Here is a 14,223-nt window from a genome sequence, read left to right on the forward strand (position 1 = left end):
GAGTAAGTACTTACTCACTGACTGGAGGGCCCACCATGCGAATCACGGTCTTCGGCGCGACCGGCGGCACCGGTCTGGAGCTCGTACGCCAAGGGCTCGACCGCGCCCACCAGGTCACCGCCGTCGTACGCGACGCGGCCCGGCTACCCGCCGACGTACGCGAGCGCCTCGACGTCATCGAGGCCGACGTCATGGACCCCGACGCCATCACCCCGGCCGTCAAGGGCCGCGACGCCGTCCTGAGCGCGCTGGGCGCACGCGACCGGGGCCCCACCACCGTCCACTCCGCCGGCATCGCCTCCATCGGCCAGGCCATGGCCCGGGCCGGGGTGCGGCGGGTGCTCATGGTCAGTGCCGGCGGCCTGGAGGCCGACGCGGGTGACGGCCCCTTCACCCGGTACGTGCTCAAGCCCCTCATCGTGCAACGCGCGTTCCGCAACAGCTACACCGACCTGGCAGAAGCGGAGCGGCTGCTGCGGACCGGCGACCTCGACTGGACGATCGTCCGGCCCGGCCGCCTGACGAACGCCGGGCGCACCGGCCGCTACCGTACGGCCAGGGACCTCGCGGTGCGCGGCGGTCTGAGCACCACGCGCGCCGACCTGGCCGACTGCATGCTGGACCTGATCGACGACCGAACGTCGATCGGGCACGTGATCTCAGTGGCCTCCTAGAAGGGCGGGGTCGCGCTCCGGCGGACCGGCGGGCCACCACTGGTCCTCGCGCCGGGCGAAGGGGTACCAGCGGCCGTCGCGCCCGTAGCGCAGTTGCAGGTCGCCGAGGGTCCAGCGGTTGCGCCACGCCTCCGCCTGGGGCGGCTGCTCGCCCTCCCATCCGGCCGCCAACTGGGCCTGGGCCCTGGCGAGGTCGCGGCGGGGCGGGGTCCAGGCCGTTTCGAGGACGTCGAGGCCGTCGGCGCCGCCGTACCGCCAGGCCGTCACGGCGGAGTCGAGACCGAGGTCGAGGTCGTGTTCGGCGGCCAGCCGGACGCGGTCCTGGTATTCGGTCAGCTCCGGCAGGCGGCCGCGCAGCAGCAGCTCACGCGCCCGCCCGGCCGCCGAGGCGGCCAGGACGGCGAGCGCGGCGACGTTCACGCCCGGGTTGTCGTCCAGCGCGGGCGGGGTGAAGGCGACGTCGAACGGGGGCGGCTCCGGCAGCGGGGCTACGCCGATCGCGAACGCCTCGGCGGCGGGCGTCCCGAGCCGGGAGGGCGGCGGGGCGGGGGCGTCGCGCTGCTGGAGCGCCTCGATGAGCTCGTCCTCGCCCCGGCCGCGCATCAGCAGGAGCACGAACGGATCGGCGTCCAGCAGCCAGGACACCTGATAGCACAGCGCGGCCGCGTGCTTGCAGGGGTGCCCCCAGTCGGGGCAGGAGCATTCGGGCTCCAGGTCGCCGACGGCGGGCAGCAGCGGCACGGCGGCGTCCTCGGCGGCCTGGACGAGGTCGTGCGGCATGTCGCGGTCGAGCAGCGCGGCGATGTGACCGGCCTTGGCGGCGACCTGGTCGAGGAAGCGTTCCCAGGCGGCGTCGGTGAGCTGCTCGACGCGGACGACGGTGTCGTACTCGCTCTCGGACACGGCGGCGATCCGGCCGGGGCTGACCGTGATGGGGCCGAGCTGACCGGCCTTGGCGTACGTGCGGCCCTTGCGCAGCAGGCCGTGGTCCAGAGAGGTGTCCTCCATGGCCTTGACCCAGGCGCGCCCCCACCAGGAGGTGGCGAAGCGCGCGCCGGCGCGTTGCGGGGCGAAGGCGGCGAATCCGCGGGCGGCGGTCATCAAGGCTCCAGAGGTCATCGGAGTTCCACGAGGGCGGAGAGTTCGGCATCGGTCAGCTCGGTGAAGGCCGCCTCGCCGGAGGCCAGCACGGCGTCGGCGAGCGAGCGCTTGGCCACGAGCATCTCGGCGATGCGATCCTCGATCGTGCCTTCGGCGATGAGGCGGTGGACCTGTACGGGGCGGGTCTGGCCGATGCGGTAGGCGCGGTCGGTGGCCTGGTCCTCGACGGCGGGGTTCCACCAGCGGTCGAAGTGGATGACGTGGTCGGCGCGGGTGAGGTTGAGCCCGGTACCGGCCGCCTTGAGCGACAGCAGGAACACCGGCGCGCGACCGTCCTGGAAGCGCTGCACCATCTCCTCGCGGCGGGGGACGGGGGTGCCGCCGTGCAGGAGCTGGGTGGTGACGCCGCGCGCGGTGAGGTGGCGTTCGAGCAGCCGGGCCATCGCGACGTACTGCGTGAAGACCAGCACCGCGCCGTCCTCGGCCACGATGGTGTCGACGAGCTCGTCGAGCAGTTCGAGCTTGCCGGAGCGGCCGGGCAGGCGCGGGTCGGCCTCGTGCAGATACTGGGCGGGGTGGTTGCAGATCTGCTTGAGCCCGGTGAGCAGCTTGACGATGAGGCCGCGCCTGGCCATGCCGTGGGCGCCGGCGATCTGGGCCATGATCTCGCGGACGACGGCCTCGTACAGGCCGGCCTGCTCGGTGGTCAGGGCGACGGGGCGGTCGGTCTCGGTCTTGGGCGGCAGCTCGGGGGCGATGCCGGGATCGCTCTTGCGGCGGCGCAGCAGGAACGGCCCGACCAGCCGGGACAGCCGCTCGGCCGTCGCGCGGTCGCCGGATTCGACCGGTTTGGCCCACCGGGCGCGGAACCTGCCGAGGCTGCCGAGCAGTCCGGGCGTGCTCCAGTCGAGGATGGCCCACAGTTCCGACAGGTTGTTCTCGACGGGGGTGCCGGTCAGCGCGACGCGGGCGGCGGCGGGGATCTCGCGCAGCGCCTTGGCCGTGCCGGAGGCGGGGTTCTTGACGTGCTGGGCCTCGTCGGCGACGAGCAGGTCCCAGGGGTGGGCGGCCAGGCGGGCGGCGTCCAGGCGCATGGTGGCGTACGTGGTGAGCACGAACCCCTCGTCCGCCAGCGTGCGGTTGGGCCCGTGGTAGCGGTGCACGGGCACGCCGGGCGCGAACTTGGTGATCTCGCGTTCCCAGTTGCCCAGCAGCGAGGCGGGGCAGACCACGAGCGTGGGGCCGGCGGCGCGGTGCAGGTGGAGCGCGATCAGTGTGATCGTCTTGCCCAGGCCCATGTCGTCGGCCAGGCAGGCGCCGAGCCCGAGCGAGGTCATCCTGACCAGCCAGCGCAGCCCGGCGAGCTGGTAGTCGCGCAGGGTGGCGGCCAGGCCCTCGGGCGGGTCGGCGTCGGCCGGTTCGGCCAGGCGTTCGCGCAGCTCGCGCAGCCAGGTGGTGGGTTCGACGGGCACCTGTTCGCCCTCGACCTCGACGGTGCCGGTCAGGGCGGCGCCGAGCGCCTCGATCCCGTTGAGGGGTTTGAGGTCGCGCTGGCGGGCCTTGCGGGCCAGGTCGGGGTCGATGAGCACCCACTGGTCGCGCAGCCGTACGACGGGGCGGTGGGCCTCGGCCAGGTGGTCCATCTCGGCGGCGGTCAGGCGTTCGCCGCCGAGCGCGAGCTGCCAGTCGAAGCTGGTCAGGTGGGTGCCGCCGAGGAAGGAGGGCATGTCGGAGGGCACGGGGTCGCGGTCGCCGATGACGGCGCGGGCGCTGAGGCCGCGTACGAGGGATTTGGGCCAGTGCACGTCGATACCGGCGGCGGCGAGCCGGTCGGCGGCGCCGGCCAGGAGCTCTTCGACGTCGCCGTCGGTGAGGGCCAGCTCATCGGGTACGGCGTTGTCGAGCAGCCGTTCCAGCCGGGGCCAGGCGCGGGTGGCGCGGCGCAGGGCGAGGGTGGTCTCGATCCTGGCGCGGGGGCCGAAGGCGGGGACGCGGCCCTCCCACAGGTCGGCGGCGTCGGCGACGAGGGAGGGGTCGGCCAGGCTGTGCAACTGGACGACGGCGCGGAACTCGGCGGCGGCCAGGTCGTCGGCCTCCAGGCGCAGCGACGGCCGTACACCGGCGTCGAGCCCGGCCGACACCTCTTCGGCCCAGCGGCGCAGGTGGGGCACCTTGACGGGCTTGGCGGCGGCGTAGGCGGTGGTGCCGGTGGCGCGTACGGCGCCGGGTGAGCGCGGCATGGCGTCGGCCACGGCGTCGAGAAAGGCCCGCAGCAGCGGCTCGGCCTCGGGCAGCAGCCCGCTTTCCGTGATCGGGACGGCGCGCGCCGTGGCGGGCATGGCGGCGGCCAGTTCGCGGATGCGTTCCAGGTCGGCGGGGTCCAGGGGCCCGGCCCGCCAGGAGTCGTGCTCGCCGGTGGTGACGCCGGGCAGGATCCGGCCGCGGGTGACGAGCTGCAGCGCGATCAGCGCCGCCGCGCCCCAGAAGCGCGAGGCGGGGTGGGCCGCCTGGTCGGTACGCGCTCTGGCCAGCGCGGCCACTGCCTCGCCGACGGGCACTAGAGTGGCGGGAACCTCCCGGATTCGTACGTCGCCGTCGTGCTCCTCGGCCACGGTCACGGTGGACGTGCCGTCGGGGTCGAGGAAGACCAGCCGCCCTGTCCTGGGCGGGTCGCCGGGTTGGAAGAGGGCCGCGTGCCGTGCCAGATCCGTCAGAAGGGTCACGGCCGTACAGTGTACGGTACGTTGAGGGTGGGGTTTACCACAGCAATGTCCGGGCAGCCTCCTCATTCCTGACATATGCGATCTTGAATAGCCTTGACTCATGACTGATTGGCTCGTTGGACTCATGGAAAGCCTCGGGGCGCCCGGGGCGGGCATCGCCATCGCGTTGGAGAACCTGTTCCCGCCCCTGCCCAGCGAGGTGATCCTGCCCTTGGCGGGCTTCACCGCGGGCATGGGCAAAATGGACCTGCTGGACGTCCTGGTGTGGACGACGCTGGGTTCGGTGGTCGGCGCGCTGGCGCTCTATTGGGTCGGAGCCCTGCTGGGCCGCGAGCGCGTGCTGGCTCTGGCGAGCAAGCTTCCCCTGGTCAAGACGTCCGACATCGAGAAGACCGAGGCCTGGTTCCAGCGCCACGGCCGCAAGACCGTCTTCTTCGGCAGGATGATCCCGGTCTTCCGCAGCCTCATCTCCATCCCGGCGGGCGTCGAGCGGATGCCGATGCTCACGTTCACGCTCCTGACCACCGCCGGCAGCCTCATCTGGAACACCATCTTCGTGATGGCCGGCTACCTGCTGGGCGACAAGTGGGAGCTGGTGGAGACCTACGCCGGCATCGGGTCGAAGGTGGTGATCGGCCTGGTCGCGCTGGCGATCGTGGTCTTCATCGCGGTCCGGCTGTCCGAGCGGCGCAAGGGGAGGCATGCGAACCGCGGCTGACGGGCTGCGGCTGATGGTCTCGGTGGTGTTCGGCGCGCTCACGGCGCTGATCGAGCTGGTGTTCCTGCTGCTGACGCTGCCGTTCCTGGGTAATCCGAACACCGGCGCGACCGCCCGCCGCCTGTCCCGCCTGGAGGTCCGCCGCCTGCGACTGGACGTCACCACCCTCGACGCCCTGCAAAAGGGCGAAAAAGGCCGGCCCATCCGCTATCTGGCCGCTCGGGTGCCGGTGGGTGTGCTGGGCGGCCTGGTGATCGCGCTGCTCGTGTTCGGGCTGGTGACGGCGGCGCTGCTCGCGACGGCGTGGGGGCGCGGGCTGCCGTTCGACGGGATGACGCCGTCGGTGCCGCTGGTGGCGTACATCGGGGTCGCTGGAATTGTCCTGCTTTTTTTGGTCTTGTCGGGCTTGGCGGGCGTGCATGCGCTCGAACGCCGGCTGGCCGTGCGCATGCTCGGCCCCGACCCCACCGAGGTGCTCGAACGCAGGATCGCCGAGCTGGCCGAGAGCCGGGCGGGGATCGTGGCCGCCGTGGACTCCGAGCGGCGCAGGATCGAGCGCGACCTGCACGACGGGCTGCAGCAGCGGCTGGTCGCGCTGTCGATGCTGGTCGGCCGCTCCAAGCGCGGCCGCCCCGAGCTGCTGGAACAGGCTCACCAGGAGGCGCAGCAGGCGCTCGCCGAGTTGCGCGAGGTGGCCTGGCGGGTCTACCCGAGCGGGCTGGACTCCCTCGGGCTGGGCGAGGCGCTGGCGGGGGTGGCCGAACGCTCCACCGTGCCGGTCCAGGTAGATTGCCGGCTGTCACGGCGGCCGCCGATGGCGGTGGAGACGGCGGCGTACTTCGTGGTGTGCGAGGCGGTCACCAACGCCGCCAAGCATGCCGCCGCCACGCTCATCACGGTCGACGTACAGGAGGAGGACGCCACGGTGGTCGTACGGGTGCGCGACGACGGCGACGGCGGCGCGCTGGCGTCCGGCGGCGGCCTGTCGGGGCTGGCCAGGCGGGTCGCGGCGCTCGACGGCGGCTTCGCGGTGGACAGCCCGGAGGGCGGGCCGACGACGATCACGGCGGTGCTGCCGTGCGGGTGATCCTGGCCGAGGACTCCACGCTGCTGCGCGAGGGCCTGGTACGCCTGCTGCTGGAGGAGGGCCACGAGGTCCCCGCGGCCGTCAGCGACGGCCAGGCCCTGGTGACGGCGGTGGCCGAGCATCGGCCGGACATCGTGGTGGTGGACGTGCGCATGCCGCCGACCCACACCGACGAGGGGCTGCGGGCGGCCCTGGAGATCCGGCGCCGCTGGCCGGCGGTCAAGGTGCTGGTGCTGTCGCAATATGTGGAGAAGAAATACGCCACCGAGCTGATGAGCGCGGACGTCGAAGGCGTCGGCTACCTGCTGAAGGACCGGGTGGCGCAGGTGGGCGACTTCCTGGACGCGCTGGAGCGGGTCGGGGCCGGCGGGGCGGCGTTCGACCCGGAGGTGGTGCGGCAGTTGCTGGCCCGTACGACGCAGGTCGATCCGCTGGGCCGGCTGACGGCACGGGAGCGGGAGGTGCTGGAGCGCATGGCGCAGGGGCTGACCAACGCCTCGATCGCCCAGGAGCTGCACGTGTCGCAGAGCGCGGTGGAAAAGCACGTCAACTCGCTGTTCGACAAGCTGAGCCTGTCGCACGCGAGCGGCTACAGCCGGAGGGTGCTGGCGGTCCTCAGCTTTCTCAAGACCTGAGCGTTGTCCCGGCGTGATCTTCTGCCCCGATACCGGCTCCGCGCGCCCCACGGACATCCCGGGAGGAACCAGGTGGAGGCAAGGGGCCAGACAGCCGAGATCATGATCGCTGAGGCCCGGAAGGCGTTCTGGGTCATGACCGGCTTCATCGCCGTCATCTGGATCCTGCAGATCTTCAACTGGCTCTCGGGCTACGCGCTGGGCAGGGAGTTCGCCCTGCGCGCGTGGGTCCCGGAGAGCCTGCCCGACATTCTCCGCTGCACAAGGAACTCGACGATCTCGGCCTCTGACCTCAAGAGGCATTCTCGGCGTTCGCCGGGATGATGAGGTGGCACGGTGACCACCTACGATGAGGCGGCTGTCCGACCCTTGACACTGGCGTGGGTGCGCCGGCAGCTGGAGGCCGGCGAACGGATCGTCAGAACCGCGGCGCTGCACGGCGGCATCACCGCCGAAATGCGGCGACTGACCATCGGCACGCGGGACGGAGCCACCCGTGACCTGGTGCTGCGGAGCTTCGTCGACCCGTTCTACGTGGCGCGCGCCGAGGACTCGCTGCACAGGGAGGCCGCTGCCCTGTCCCTGCTCACGGGGGCGGGCGTGCCGGCTCCGGAACTGGTCGCGGTTGATCCGGCCGCCGCGCAGTGCGAGTATCCATCGCTCCTCATGACACATCTGGCGGGCCGGACGATCTTCGACGATGAGGGACTGGAGACGCGCGTCCCTCTGCTGGCCCGTCAACTCGTGGCGATCCACGCGCTGCGGCCCGCCGAACGGCCCCGGACGTATGTGACGCTGACGACCGCCGACACCGTCGTGGTGCCCAAGGGCGCCGACGCGGCGGCATGGGCCGCGGCGATCAACGTGATCCGCAGGCCCGCGCCGCCCTATGAAGGACGATTCCTGCACCGGGACTTCCAGCCCGGCAACGTGCTGTTCGACCTGTCGCCCCGGATCACCGGCGTCGTCGACTGGGCGGCGACCTCCTGGGGCCCGGCGGACCTCGATGTCGCGCACTGCTCCACCAATCTCGCGCTGCTGCACGGCCCGGCGTGGGGTCTGCGGTTCGCCGAGGCGTACGAGGAGGCCGGCGGGGTGCTGGCCGCGGCCGCGAGCGAGCGGCTGTACTGGCAGGTACGGGACGGGCTGGCGTGCTCAGAGGAGGTGCGGTCCGTGGCGCGGCCATGGCGTGCGGCAGGCAGGACAGAGCTGACGACGCGAGCCGTGGAGCAGCGGCTGGATGCCTATGTCACCGCCCTGATGGACCGTGCGCGATGAGGTTCGAGGGAACCGGCGGTCTGCGTGTGTGAGTGACCGACCGTGCTGCTCAGCTCGGCGCACCGCCCGCCCTGCGGTCAGGACCACGCCGTTGGCCGCCCGGACCAGGTCGTGGCCGGTGCGCAGCCGCAGGATCCGAGACATGAGCAGCCGACGAAAGCGTTCGTATTGACAATTTTATTTTTCGGTGGAAGTGTGAGGGCACCTCAAGAGCAGGCAGGGAGCTGACCCACCATGAGAAAGATCGTCTCGGGGTTGTACATTTCACTCGACGGCGTCGTCGAGGCGCCGGAGACCTGGCACTTTCCATACCTCGACGAGGAGATGCGCCAGGCGATCGGTGCGAACCTGGAGGCCGCGGACGCCATGTTGCTGGGCCGGCGCACCTACGACATCTTCGCCGCGCACTGGCCGCTGCAGGACACGGACAAGGACCCCTTGGCGGCGACCATGAACGCCACCCCCAAATACGTCGTCTCCACCACACTGACCGACCCGGCCTGGGAGAACACCACCGTTCTGGCCGGCGACCCGCGCGCCGCGCTCGACGAGCTCCGGCGGCGGCCCGGCAAGACCATCGGCATCAGCGGCAGCGTCACCCTGGTGTCGTGGCTGCTGCGCGAGGGCCTGCTCGACGAGCTCAACCTGCTGGTGCACCCCATCGTGCTGGGCGGTGGCCGGCGCCTGTTCGAGGACGGGTTCGGCCAGATCCCCCTGACGCTCACCAAGTCCGCCACCTTCGGCACCGGCGTGCTGAACCTGACCTACACGAGGGCCTGACCATGACCACCAAGACCGTCGCCGACAAGCTGCTCATCAAACCCGGGACCACGGTGTGGATCTCCGAGGACGTTCACCGGCCGCTGGTGGAGCCGCTGCCCGAAGGGGCGCGCCACGTCGCGGACCTCAAGGAGGCGGGCGTCGCGGTGTTCTTCGCCGCCGACGCCGCCAATGCCCGGCGGCTGCTCGACGAGCACCGTGCCGTGCTCGCCGAGCCCGCCATCGTGTGGGTGGCCTACCCCAAGGGCAACCGATCCGACATCAACCGCGACACGCTGTGGCCGATCGTGGGGGAGTACGGGCTGCGCCCCAACGGCCAGGTGGCGGTGGACGAGGTGTGGTCCGCGCTGCGCTTCCGTCCGCTCAAGGAGGGCGAGCCCCCGTTCACGGGCGGCCGGAGCTGAGGCTCTCAGATCGGCGCGGCGAGTTCGCGTCCAGGTCGGCCTCCAGGCGCGCAATCGCTCTACCACCTCGCCGGCCAGGGACGGGTGTGCGTCAGCGCCAGCTACCGGCTACGGCAGCGCCCGTCGTCTACGCGGGAACCATGCCTTCGACCTGTGCCACTCAGTCCGCTTCGAGGCGATCCGCGATACGGACGACCTGCCCACCGTGATCGGTCGGGTGGCGTCGCTGGTCACCCGGCGGATCGTGGAAGGCTGCGGAAGCGGGCATCTCGGCCTGGAGTTCGCGGCCCGTGCGGGCCGCGACGAGCACACCAGGCAGGTTCTCACCCCGATGCGCCGCGACCAGCGCGAAGGAGCCGCCCGCTCGATCGCCGAAGTCGCCGAACGTACCGGCGTCCGCCCCGCCGTCGATCTCCACCAGGCCGCGCTCATCCTGCACTGCCTGACCAACGGCCTGGTCAACGAGCACATCGCCAATCCCGAAGCGGTCGACGCCGAGGCTGTGGAACGAGCGCTGACCGCCGTACTGACCTGCCTGCTGCCACCGCCGCCGAGCGACGACCCTCCGCGCTCCTGATCGCGAACGTGACTATCCCGCAGATCGTGTTCGAGCGCATGCTCTTGGAAGTGGCGAGTGGGTGGGCGTGGCCGAGCAGATGACGATGGAAGCGCGCTCCCCACAGCTGTGCTCCACCCTTTCAAGACCGTTTTCGGATTTTTCAGCGCAGCGGGGTGGATGTCCTGTCCCAGGTGCCGCGGCATGACGTGAGCCGTCAGGATCCGCCGCCCGCCGGCGTTCCGCATGCTCCGAGGATGCGGAACACATGCCAGGATTTCCGGGAAGACCGCGTCATATGAGGATGACGCGGCCGGCGGAGGAGGCATGTGGACGAGAGCGTCTCGATGGCCCGGCTGGTCGGCCGCCTGGAAGCGGTGGTGAGCGAGCTGCGCGGCATCCCGGTCGACGTCGAGCGGCTGGATGACGACGAGCTCGTACGCCGGGAGATCGCGAAGGTCGTCCCCGCGGCCGGCGAACTGCGCGCCCTGCACCCGCTGTACGTGTCGGCCGAGAAGGGGTCCGAGGAGCGGGCGAGCAGGCGCAGGGTGCTCGACGCCCTGGATCGCGGGATGAAGATGCGCACGATCGTCCACGTCAGCGTGATGGACGACCCGAACAAGGCGGCCCGGATCAGGCACCTGCACGCCGCCGGTGACCTGCACCGGGTCGTCGACGAGCCGATCCAGCAGCTGCTCATCTTCGACCACGCCGTGGCGTTCCTCCGGCTGACCCCGTTCGCCTATGCGCCAGGCACTCTGGTCATCAGGCAGCAGGGGCTGCTCACCGCTCTCGTCGACCTGTTCGAGCGGACCTGGGCCAGGGCCAGGGAGGTCAACGAGCCGACGCACAGTCTGAGCGCCCGTGAGCGCGAGGTGCTCGCCCTGATCGCGGAAGGTCGCTCCAACAGCGCCGTGGCCCGCGCCCTGTCGATCACGGAGGCGGCCGTCGGCAAGCACGTGGCCAGTGTGTTCGCCAAGCTCGACCTGCCCGACACCGCCGACGACAACCGGCGGGTGCTGGCGGTGCTGACCTATCTGCGCGGCGTGGTGAAGTAGCGCCGCCAAGGGCGGCCCGCCCCGATGGTTAATGCCTGACGCTGTCGGGGATCTTCGTGGCGCGAAAGGATCAGCCGGTTTCGCGCCATGCGCGTGGCCGAGGATGCCCTGCCGGTCCAGGAGGCCCTGGAGCTTGGTGGGTGGCCGTCGCGGTCGAACACGGTGCCCTCGCGGGAGCGCCGGGTGATCTTCTCTTTGACCGGGCCGATCAGGCTGATCTTGTGCTCGCGTACCGCGCGGTCGCGCAGTCACCTCCATGTGGCAAGTTCGTCTCTCAGCGTTACATCCGGCTCCGCCCTCTGTGGCCTACCTGGTACATATTGGCCTCGAAAATAGTCGTTCGCACAAGCGTCAGCTCGCCCAAACGCTTTCGGCATGTCGCCGAGCTGTGGAGACGACATGTCCCGGGCGCGCACGGCTTGTCAGGTCGACCATGCTCAAGAGCTGGCCGATCACCGGATTTCCGACAGCGTCAGGCACGTGCCGGTCAGGACGGCGCATCCCAAACTGGCCGAATCTCGATGCCCGCACCTAGGGGACAGTGGCGGGCGATCTTCTCGGCTTCGTCCAGGTTGGCGCATTCGATGACGTAAAAGCCCGCCAACTCCTGATCTAGCGCCACGAACGGCCCAGCGGCGGAGACCGGCCCCTGCTGGGAAGGGCGCAGTGTCCTGGCCTCGCTTGCCGGCTTCACGGCCTGCGCCGAGAACGCGATGCGCTGTTCTCTCAAGTGTTGGGCGAAGGCTGCGTGCTCGGCGAGCGCTGCCTCCATCTCCTCACTTGAGACCGACTCCCAATAGTCCTTGGGGTCGAACAACAGCAGTGCGAATTTCATCAAATCAGTCTGACAGGAGCGAGTATCGATGACAAGTTCGAATATCTGGCTGACCGATACAGAGACACCCTCTCGACGACCGGACGCTCGTCAGTGGAGGGAAGGGCGGTAGACGAGTTCCTGGGTGTGGCCGTCGAGCGTTCGGCTTTCGAGCAGTTCGAGGTCGAAGTCGCCCGCGCCTGCGAGGATTGGGCTGGTCCCGGTCCGTCCGGAGATGACGGGGAAGATCGTCACCTGCAGGCGGTCGACAAGGCCGGCGGCCATCAGTGTCCGGTTCAGCGACAGGCTGGCCTGTGAGCGCAGCGGCACGTCCGATTCCTGCTTGAGCCGGGCGACGATGTCCACGGCATCTCCGCTCACGATGGTCGCGTCCGGCCAGCCGAGGGTGTCCTGCAGCGTGGAGGACACCACCGTCGCCGGCATTCGCATCGTCCGGACGTTCCACTCATCGAGCGTGTTGGGATCGATGCCCGAGGACATGATCTGAGCGGTCTCCCGGAAGGTGGTGGCCCCGAAGACCATCCGCTGCTCGGTGGCGAACAGGGCTGCGCGGTGCTTGAGCAGTTCGGGGCCCTGCTTGCTCCAATAGCCTCCCCAGTCAGCGCCCTCGGAGTAGGAGCCGTAACCGTCGAGCGTGGAGAAGACGTCCCAGGTGTAGACGGCGGTCACTTCAGTTGCCTTCTTCCTTGTAGCGGTCATCGGAACGACCGGTCGCTCTCGGCTGTTGGTGGGTCGCGGGCACGATCAAAGCGTCGGAGCTATTGATTTTGACCTACGGAGATGCGCCTGACCAGGGCGGCGACCGGACATTATGCGGACTTGGGAGGGCAACCAAGGCGCGTGGCGGACCCGACCAACTCCTGGACCGACAACCGCCTGCCCAGGCTCTGGCGGTAGCTGGAATCGATCGGGTCCAGCGTGCCGAGCAGGTGCATCGTCTTGTCGCTACGGCCGTACTCGGCGAACGCCTGCCCAGCGGCCACCCGATGCGGCCGCGCCTGTATCCCTCCGACACCCCCGACGCCGAGTGGCTCCTTCTGGAGCCCTTACTACCGGACGCGCACGGCTGGCCGACCGGAAAGCACCACCGCCGCGACGTCGTCGACGCGATCACATACCTGGTCGGCAACGGCCGCAAACGGCGGGCTCTGCCTGCGGATTTTCCGCCATAGGAGACGATCTACGGCTTCCTTCACCGCTGGGCCAAAGCCGGGGTGGTGGCCTCCATGACCAGCTCCGCCGTGCGATCCGGCTGCGCGGGACGCCGCCCTAACCCTGTCGCCGGCGTCATCGACTCGCGGTCGGTGCGAGCCACGGCCACCGTCACGGGGCGTTCGCGCTCTTACGACGCGGGCAAGAGGGCCGCAGGGCGGCAATCACCTTGATGACGTGCCGCCTGACCAGAATGGCCTCCACCGGGCCTGGAACCGACGACCGGCCCCGGCACAAGCCGCCTGACGTCACCCGGAATGAGTACCAGGCCGGGGGCCGATCCTTGCCGCCCGGAGGTCGGGCGGCAAGAACACAGTGATCACCAGTGAGGGATCAAGAATTGCCCTCTGCCAACTCTATGAACCGAGAGGTCAACTCCTGACCGCGCTGCCGCAGTTCATCTGGTACGTCGGCTCGCTGCGCAACGTCCTGCGCCAACTGCGCTGACGCTGCGATGACCTCGACCCGATCGGCTGTCGTGATCAGCGGACTCTCTGAGACCTTGAGCTGATCGGCAACCGTTTGAAAATTCTGAAAGAGCGGGGTGAGGAAGTTCCCGGCGATGTTGAGCGCCTCCGGCGTCAGCTCGTTGACGATCTTCGGGTCGCGGGGCTCGTCGAATACGTCGTCGTAAAGCTCCGGATCGATCCCTTGGCTCTCGTGCAACTGACGGGCGACTTGCTCGGCGGACGCAGCCTCGCCGGCACCACCCGTGAAGACGTTCTTGTAGGACATGGAGTTTCCCTCCTGATCCGCTTCCCAAGGCCGGCCCTAGCACGTCGATCTCGTTGCCGATGGTGCGCCCGCATCAGGGTTCGCGCAAGGGCTCCGCGCACCGGGAAACATGGTGGGCCGAACCTTTCGCGCAAACCCAGCACACGACCCTCCGAAGAAGATCAACAAAGGATCTGCACTTGGATACGTGAGCCGAAGCACGGTAGTCGCAACCGCAGGACCTGCGCGGACGGTAAAGGGCGAATTCGGCGTGTCCTGGCCGTATGGCAGAGGAACGAGACGCCGTGGGTGGTTTGTGGTCGCATCGCTGCTCGTAGGTGGACCTCCGGATGCGGGTGCCCGTCGACTCCGGCAGGCAGGGGCCGGCGCAGGAGCGCCACCATTGACGAGCTCCTGCGCGGCCCCACCATCAGCGACCCGACTCGTC

General features: G+C 70.0%; 16 protein-coding genes. 11 read left to right on the forward strand and 5 right to left on the reverse strand.

The window, feature by feature from the left end; genetic code table 11:
* The first annotated feature begins 35 nt into the window (after nucleotides 1–35).
* Nucleotides 36–674: an NAD(P)-dependent oxidoreductase gene (locus C4V41_RS46680; RefSeq protein WP_103962491.1), complete on the forward strand. Its 639-nt coding sequence runs from the start codon at nucleotides 36–38 to the stop codon at nucleotides 672–674.
* Here the strand turns inward: C4V41_RS46680 and C4V41_RS46685 are convergent.
* Together C4V41_RS46685 and C4V41_RS46690 are read right to left on the reverse strand one after the other, a co-directional pair.
* Nucleotides 660–1,775, reverse strand: coding sequence for an SWIM zinc finger family protein (locus C4V41_RS46685; RefSeq protein ID WP_103962492.1), 1,116 nt, complete (start codon nucleotides 1,773–1,775; stop codon nucleotides 660–662). The genes C4V41_RS46680 and C4V41_RS46685 overlap by 15 nt on opposite strands.
* Nucleotides 1,776–1,789: 14 nt before the next feature.
* The gene (locus C4V41_RS46690; RefSeq protein ID WP_235030811.1) at nucleotides 1,790–4,498 is read right to left on the reverse strand and encodes a DEAD/DEAH box helicase; all 2,709 of its coding nucleotides are present in this window, start codon (nucleotides 4,496–4,498) and stop codon (nucleotides 1,790–1,792) included.
* A gap of 100 nt (nucleotides 4,499–4,598) precedes the next feature.
* On the opposite strand from C4V41_RS46690, the gene C4V41_RS46695 reads away from it, so the two are divergent.
* The 9 genes from C4V41_RS46695 to C4V41_RS46735 all read left to right on the forward strand — a co-directional run bounded on the left by C4V41_RS46695 (nucleotide 4,599) and on the right by C4V41_RS46735 (nucleotide 11,014).
* Nucleotides 4,599–5,216, forward strand: coding sequence for a DedA family protein (locus C4V41_RS46695; RefSeq protein ID WP_103962494.1), 618 nt, complete (start codon nucleotides 4,599–4,601; stop codon nucleotides 5,214–5,216).
* Complete coding sequence (locus C4V41_RS46700) at nucleotides 5,200–6,303, forward strand: sensor histidine kinase (protein WP_103962495.1); 1,104 nt, start codon at nucleotides 5,200–5,202, stop codon at nucleotides 6,301–6,303. The genes C4V41_RS46695 and C4V41_RS46700 overlap by 17 nt, the downstream gene beginning before the upstream one ends.
* Complete coding sequence (locus C4V41_RS46705; protein ID WP_103962496.1) at nucleotides 6,294–6,938, forward strand: response regulator; 645 nt, start codon at nucleotides 6,294–6,296, stop codon at nucleotides 6,936–6,938. The genes C4V41_RS46700 and C4V41_RS46705 overlap by 10 nt, the downstream gene beginning before the upstream one ends.
* 102 nt (nucleotides 6,939–7,040) lie before the next feature.
* On the forward strand, nucleotides 7,041–7,262 hold the full coding sequence (locus C4V41_RS46710; protein ID WP_146104048.1) for a hypothetical protein: 222 nt from the start codon (nucleotides 7,041–7,043) through the stop codon (nucleotides 7,260–7,262).
* Between the two features lie 60 nt (nucleotides 7,263–7,322).
* Complete coding sequence (locus C4V41_RS46715) at nucleotides 7,323–8,216, forward strand: phosphotransferase family protein (protein WP_200824713.1); 894 nt, start codon at nucleotides 7,323–7,325, stop codon at nucleotides 8,214–8,216.
* 234 nt (nucleotides 8,217–8,450) lie between these two features.
* Nucleotides 8,451–8,996: a dihydrofolate reductase family protein gene (locus tag C4V41_RS46720; RefSeq protein ID WP_103962499.1), complete on the forward strand. Its 546-nt coding sequence runs from the start codon at nucleotides 8,451–8,453 to the stop codon at nucleotides 8,994–8,996.
* Nucleotides 8,997–8,998: 2 nt separating this feature from the next.
* The gene (locus tag C4V41_RS46725) at nucleotides 8,999–9,400 is read left to right on the forward strand and encodes a hypothetical protein (RefSeq protein WP_103962500.1); all 402 of its coding nucleotides are present in this window, start codon (nucleotides 8,999–9,001) and stop codon (nucleotides 9,398–9,400) included.
* 205 nt (nucleotides 9,401–9,605) lie between these two features.
* Entirely contained in the window at nucleotides 9,606–9,977 is a 372-nt protein-coding gene (locus tag C4V41_RS46730) for a TetR family transcriptional regulator C-terminal domain-containing protein (protein WP_200824714.1), read from the forward strand.
* Nucleotides 9,978–10,285: 308 nt separating this feature from the next.
* Nucleotides 10,286–11,014 carry a helix-turn-helix transcriptional regulator gene (locus C4V41_RS46735; RefSeq protein ID WP_235030812.1) on the forward strand — a complete coding sequence of 243 codons (729 nt, stop codon included), beginning with the start codon at nucleotides 10,286–10,288 and terminating at the stop codon, nucleotides 11,012–11,014.
* Between the two features lie 487 nt (nucleotides 11,015–11,501).
* On the opposite strand, the gene C4V41_RS46740 is transcribed toward C4V41_RS46735, so the two are convergent.
* Both C4V41_RS46740 and C4V41_RS46745 read right to left on the reverse strand, forming a co-directional pair.
* Nucleotides 11,502–11,849, reverse strand: a complete 348-nt coding sequence (locus C4V41_RS46740; protein WP_103962501.1) for a YciI family protein — start codon at nucleotides 11,847–11,849, stop codon at nucleotides 11,502–11,504.
* A gap of 90 nt (nucleotides 11,850–11,939) precedes the next feature.
* A complete protein-coding gene (locus tag C4V41_RS46745; RefSeq protein WP_103962502.1) occupies nucleotides 11,940–12,518 on the reverse strand; it encodes a dihydrofolate reductase family protein in 579 nt (192 codons plus the stop codon).
* Nucleotides 12,519–12,778: 260 nt separating this feature from the next.
* Here C4V41_RS46745 and C4V41_RS46750 point away from each other — a divergent pair, with 260 nt between their 5' ends.
* The gene (locus tag C4V41_RS46750; protein WP_146104049.1) at nucleotides 12,779–13,021 is read left to right on the forward strand and encodes a transposase; all 243 of its coding nucleotides are present in this window, start codon (nucleotides 12,779–12,781) and stop codon (nucleotides 13,019–13,021) included.
* Nucleotides 13,022–13,394: 373 nt separating this feature from the next.
* Here C4V41_RS46750 and C4V41_RS46755 read toward each other — a convergent pair whose 3' ends face one another.
* A complete protein-coding gene (locus C4V41_RS46755; RefSeq protein WP_103962504.1) occupies nucleotides 13,395–13,796 on the reverse strand; it encodes a hypothetical protein in 402 nt (133 codons plus the stop codon).
* Nucleotides 13,797–14,223: the final 427 nt, after the last annotated feature.

Origin of the sequence: Nonomuraea solani (assembly GCF_900108335.1) — a bacterium.
GTDB classification, from domain to species: Bacteria; Actinomycetota; Actinomycetes; order Streptosporangiales; family Streptosporangiaceae; genus Nonomuraea; species Nonomuraea solani.

Excerpts from the sequence above, each read along its gene's own strand:
- C4V41_RS46680 (WP_103962491.1), top strand. The coding sequence starts at position 36 with ATGCGAATCACGGTCTTCGGCGCGACCGGCGGCACCGGTCTGGAGCTC.
- C4V41_RS46685 (WP_103962492.1), bottom strand. The coding sequence starts at position 1,775 with ATGACCGCCGCCCGCGGATTCGCCGCCTTCGCCCCGCAACGCGCCGGC.
- C4V41_RS46695 (WP_103962494.1), top strand. The coding sequence starts at position 4,599 with ATGACTGATTGGCTCGTTGGACTCATGGAAAGCCTCGGGGCGCCCGGG.
- C4V41_RS46700 (WP_103962495.1), top strand. The coding sequence starts at position 5,200 with ATGCGAACCGCGGCTGACGGGCTGCGGCTGATGGTCTCGGTGGTGTTC.
- C4V41_RS46710 (WP_146104048.1), top strand. The coding sequence starts at position 7,041 with ATGATCGCTGAGGCCCGGAAGGCGTTCTGGGTCATGACCGGCTTCATC.
- C4V41_RS46720 (WP_103962499.1), top strand. The coding sequence starts at position 8,451 with ATGAGAAAGATCGTCTCGGGGTTGTACATTTCACTCGACGGCGTCGTC.
- C4V41_RS46725 (WP_103962500.1), top strand. The coding sequence starts at position 8,999 with ATGACCACCAAGACCGTCGCCGACAAGCTGCTCATCAAACCCGGGACC.
- C4V41_RS46740 (WP_103962501.1), bottom strand. The coding sequence starts at position 11,849 with ATGAAATTCGCACTGCTGTTGTTCGACCCCAAGGACTATTGGGAGTCG.
- C4V41_RS46755 (WP_103962504.1), bottom strand. The coding sequence starts at position 13,796 with ATGTCCTACAAGAACGTCTTCACGGGTGGTGCCGGCGAGGCTGCGTCC.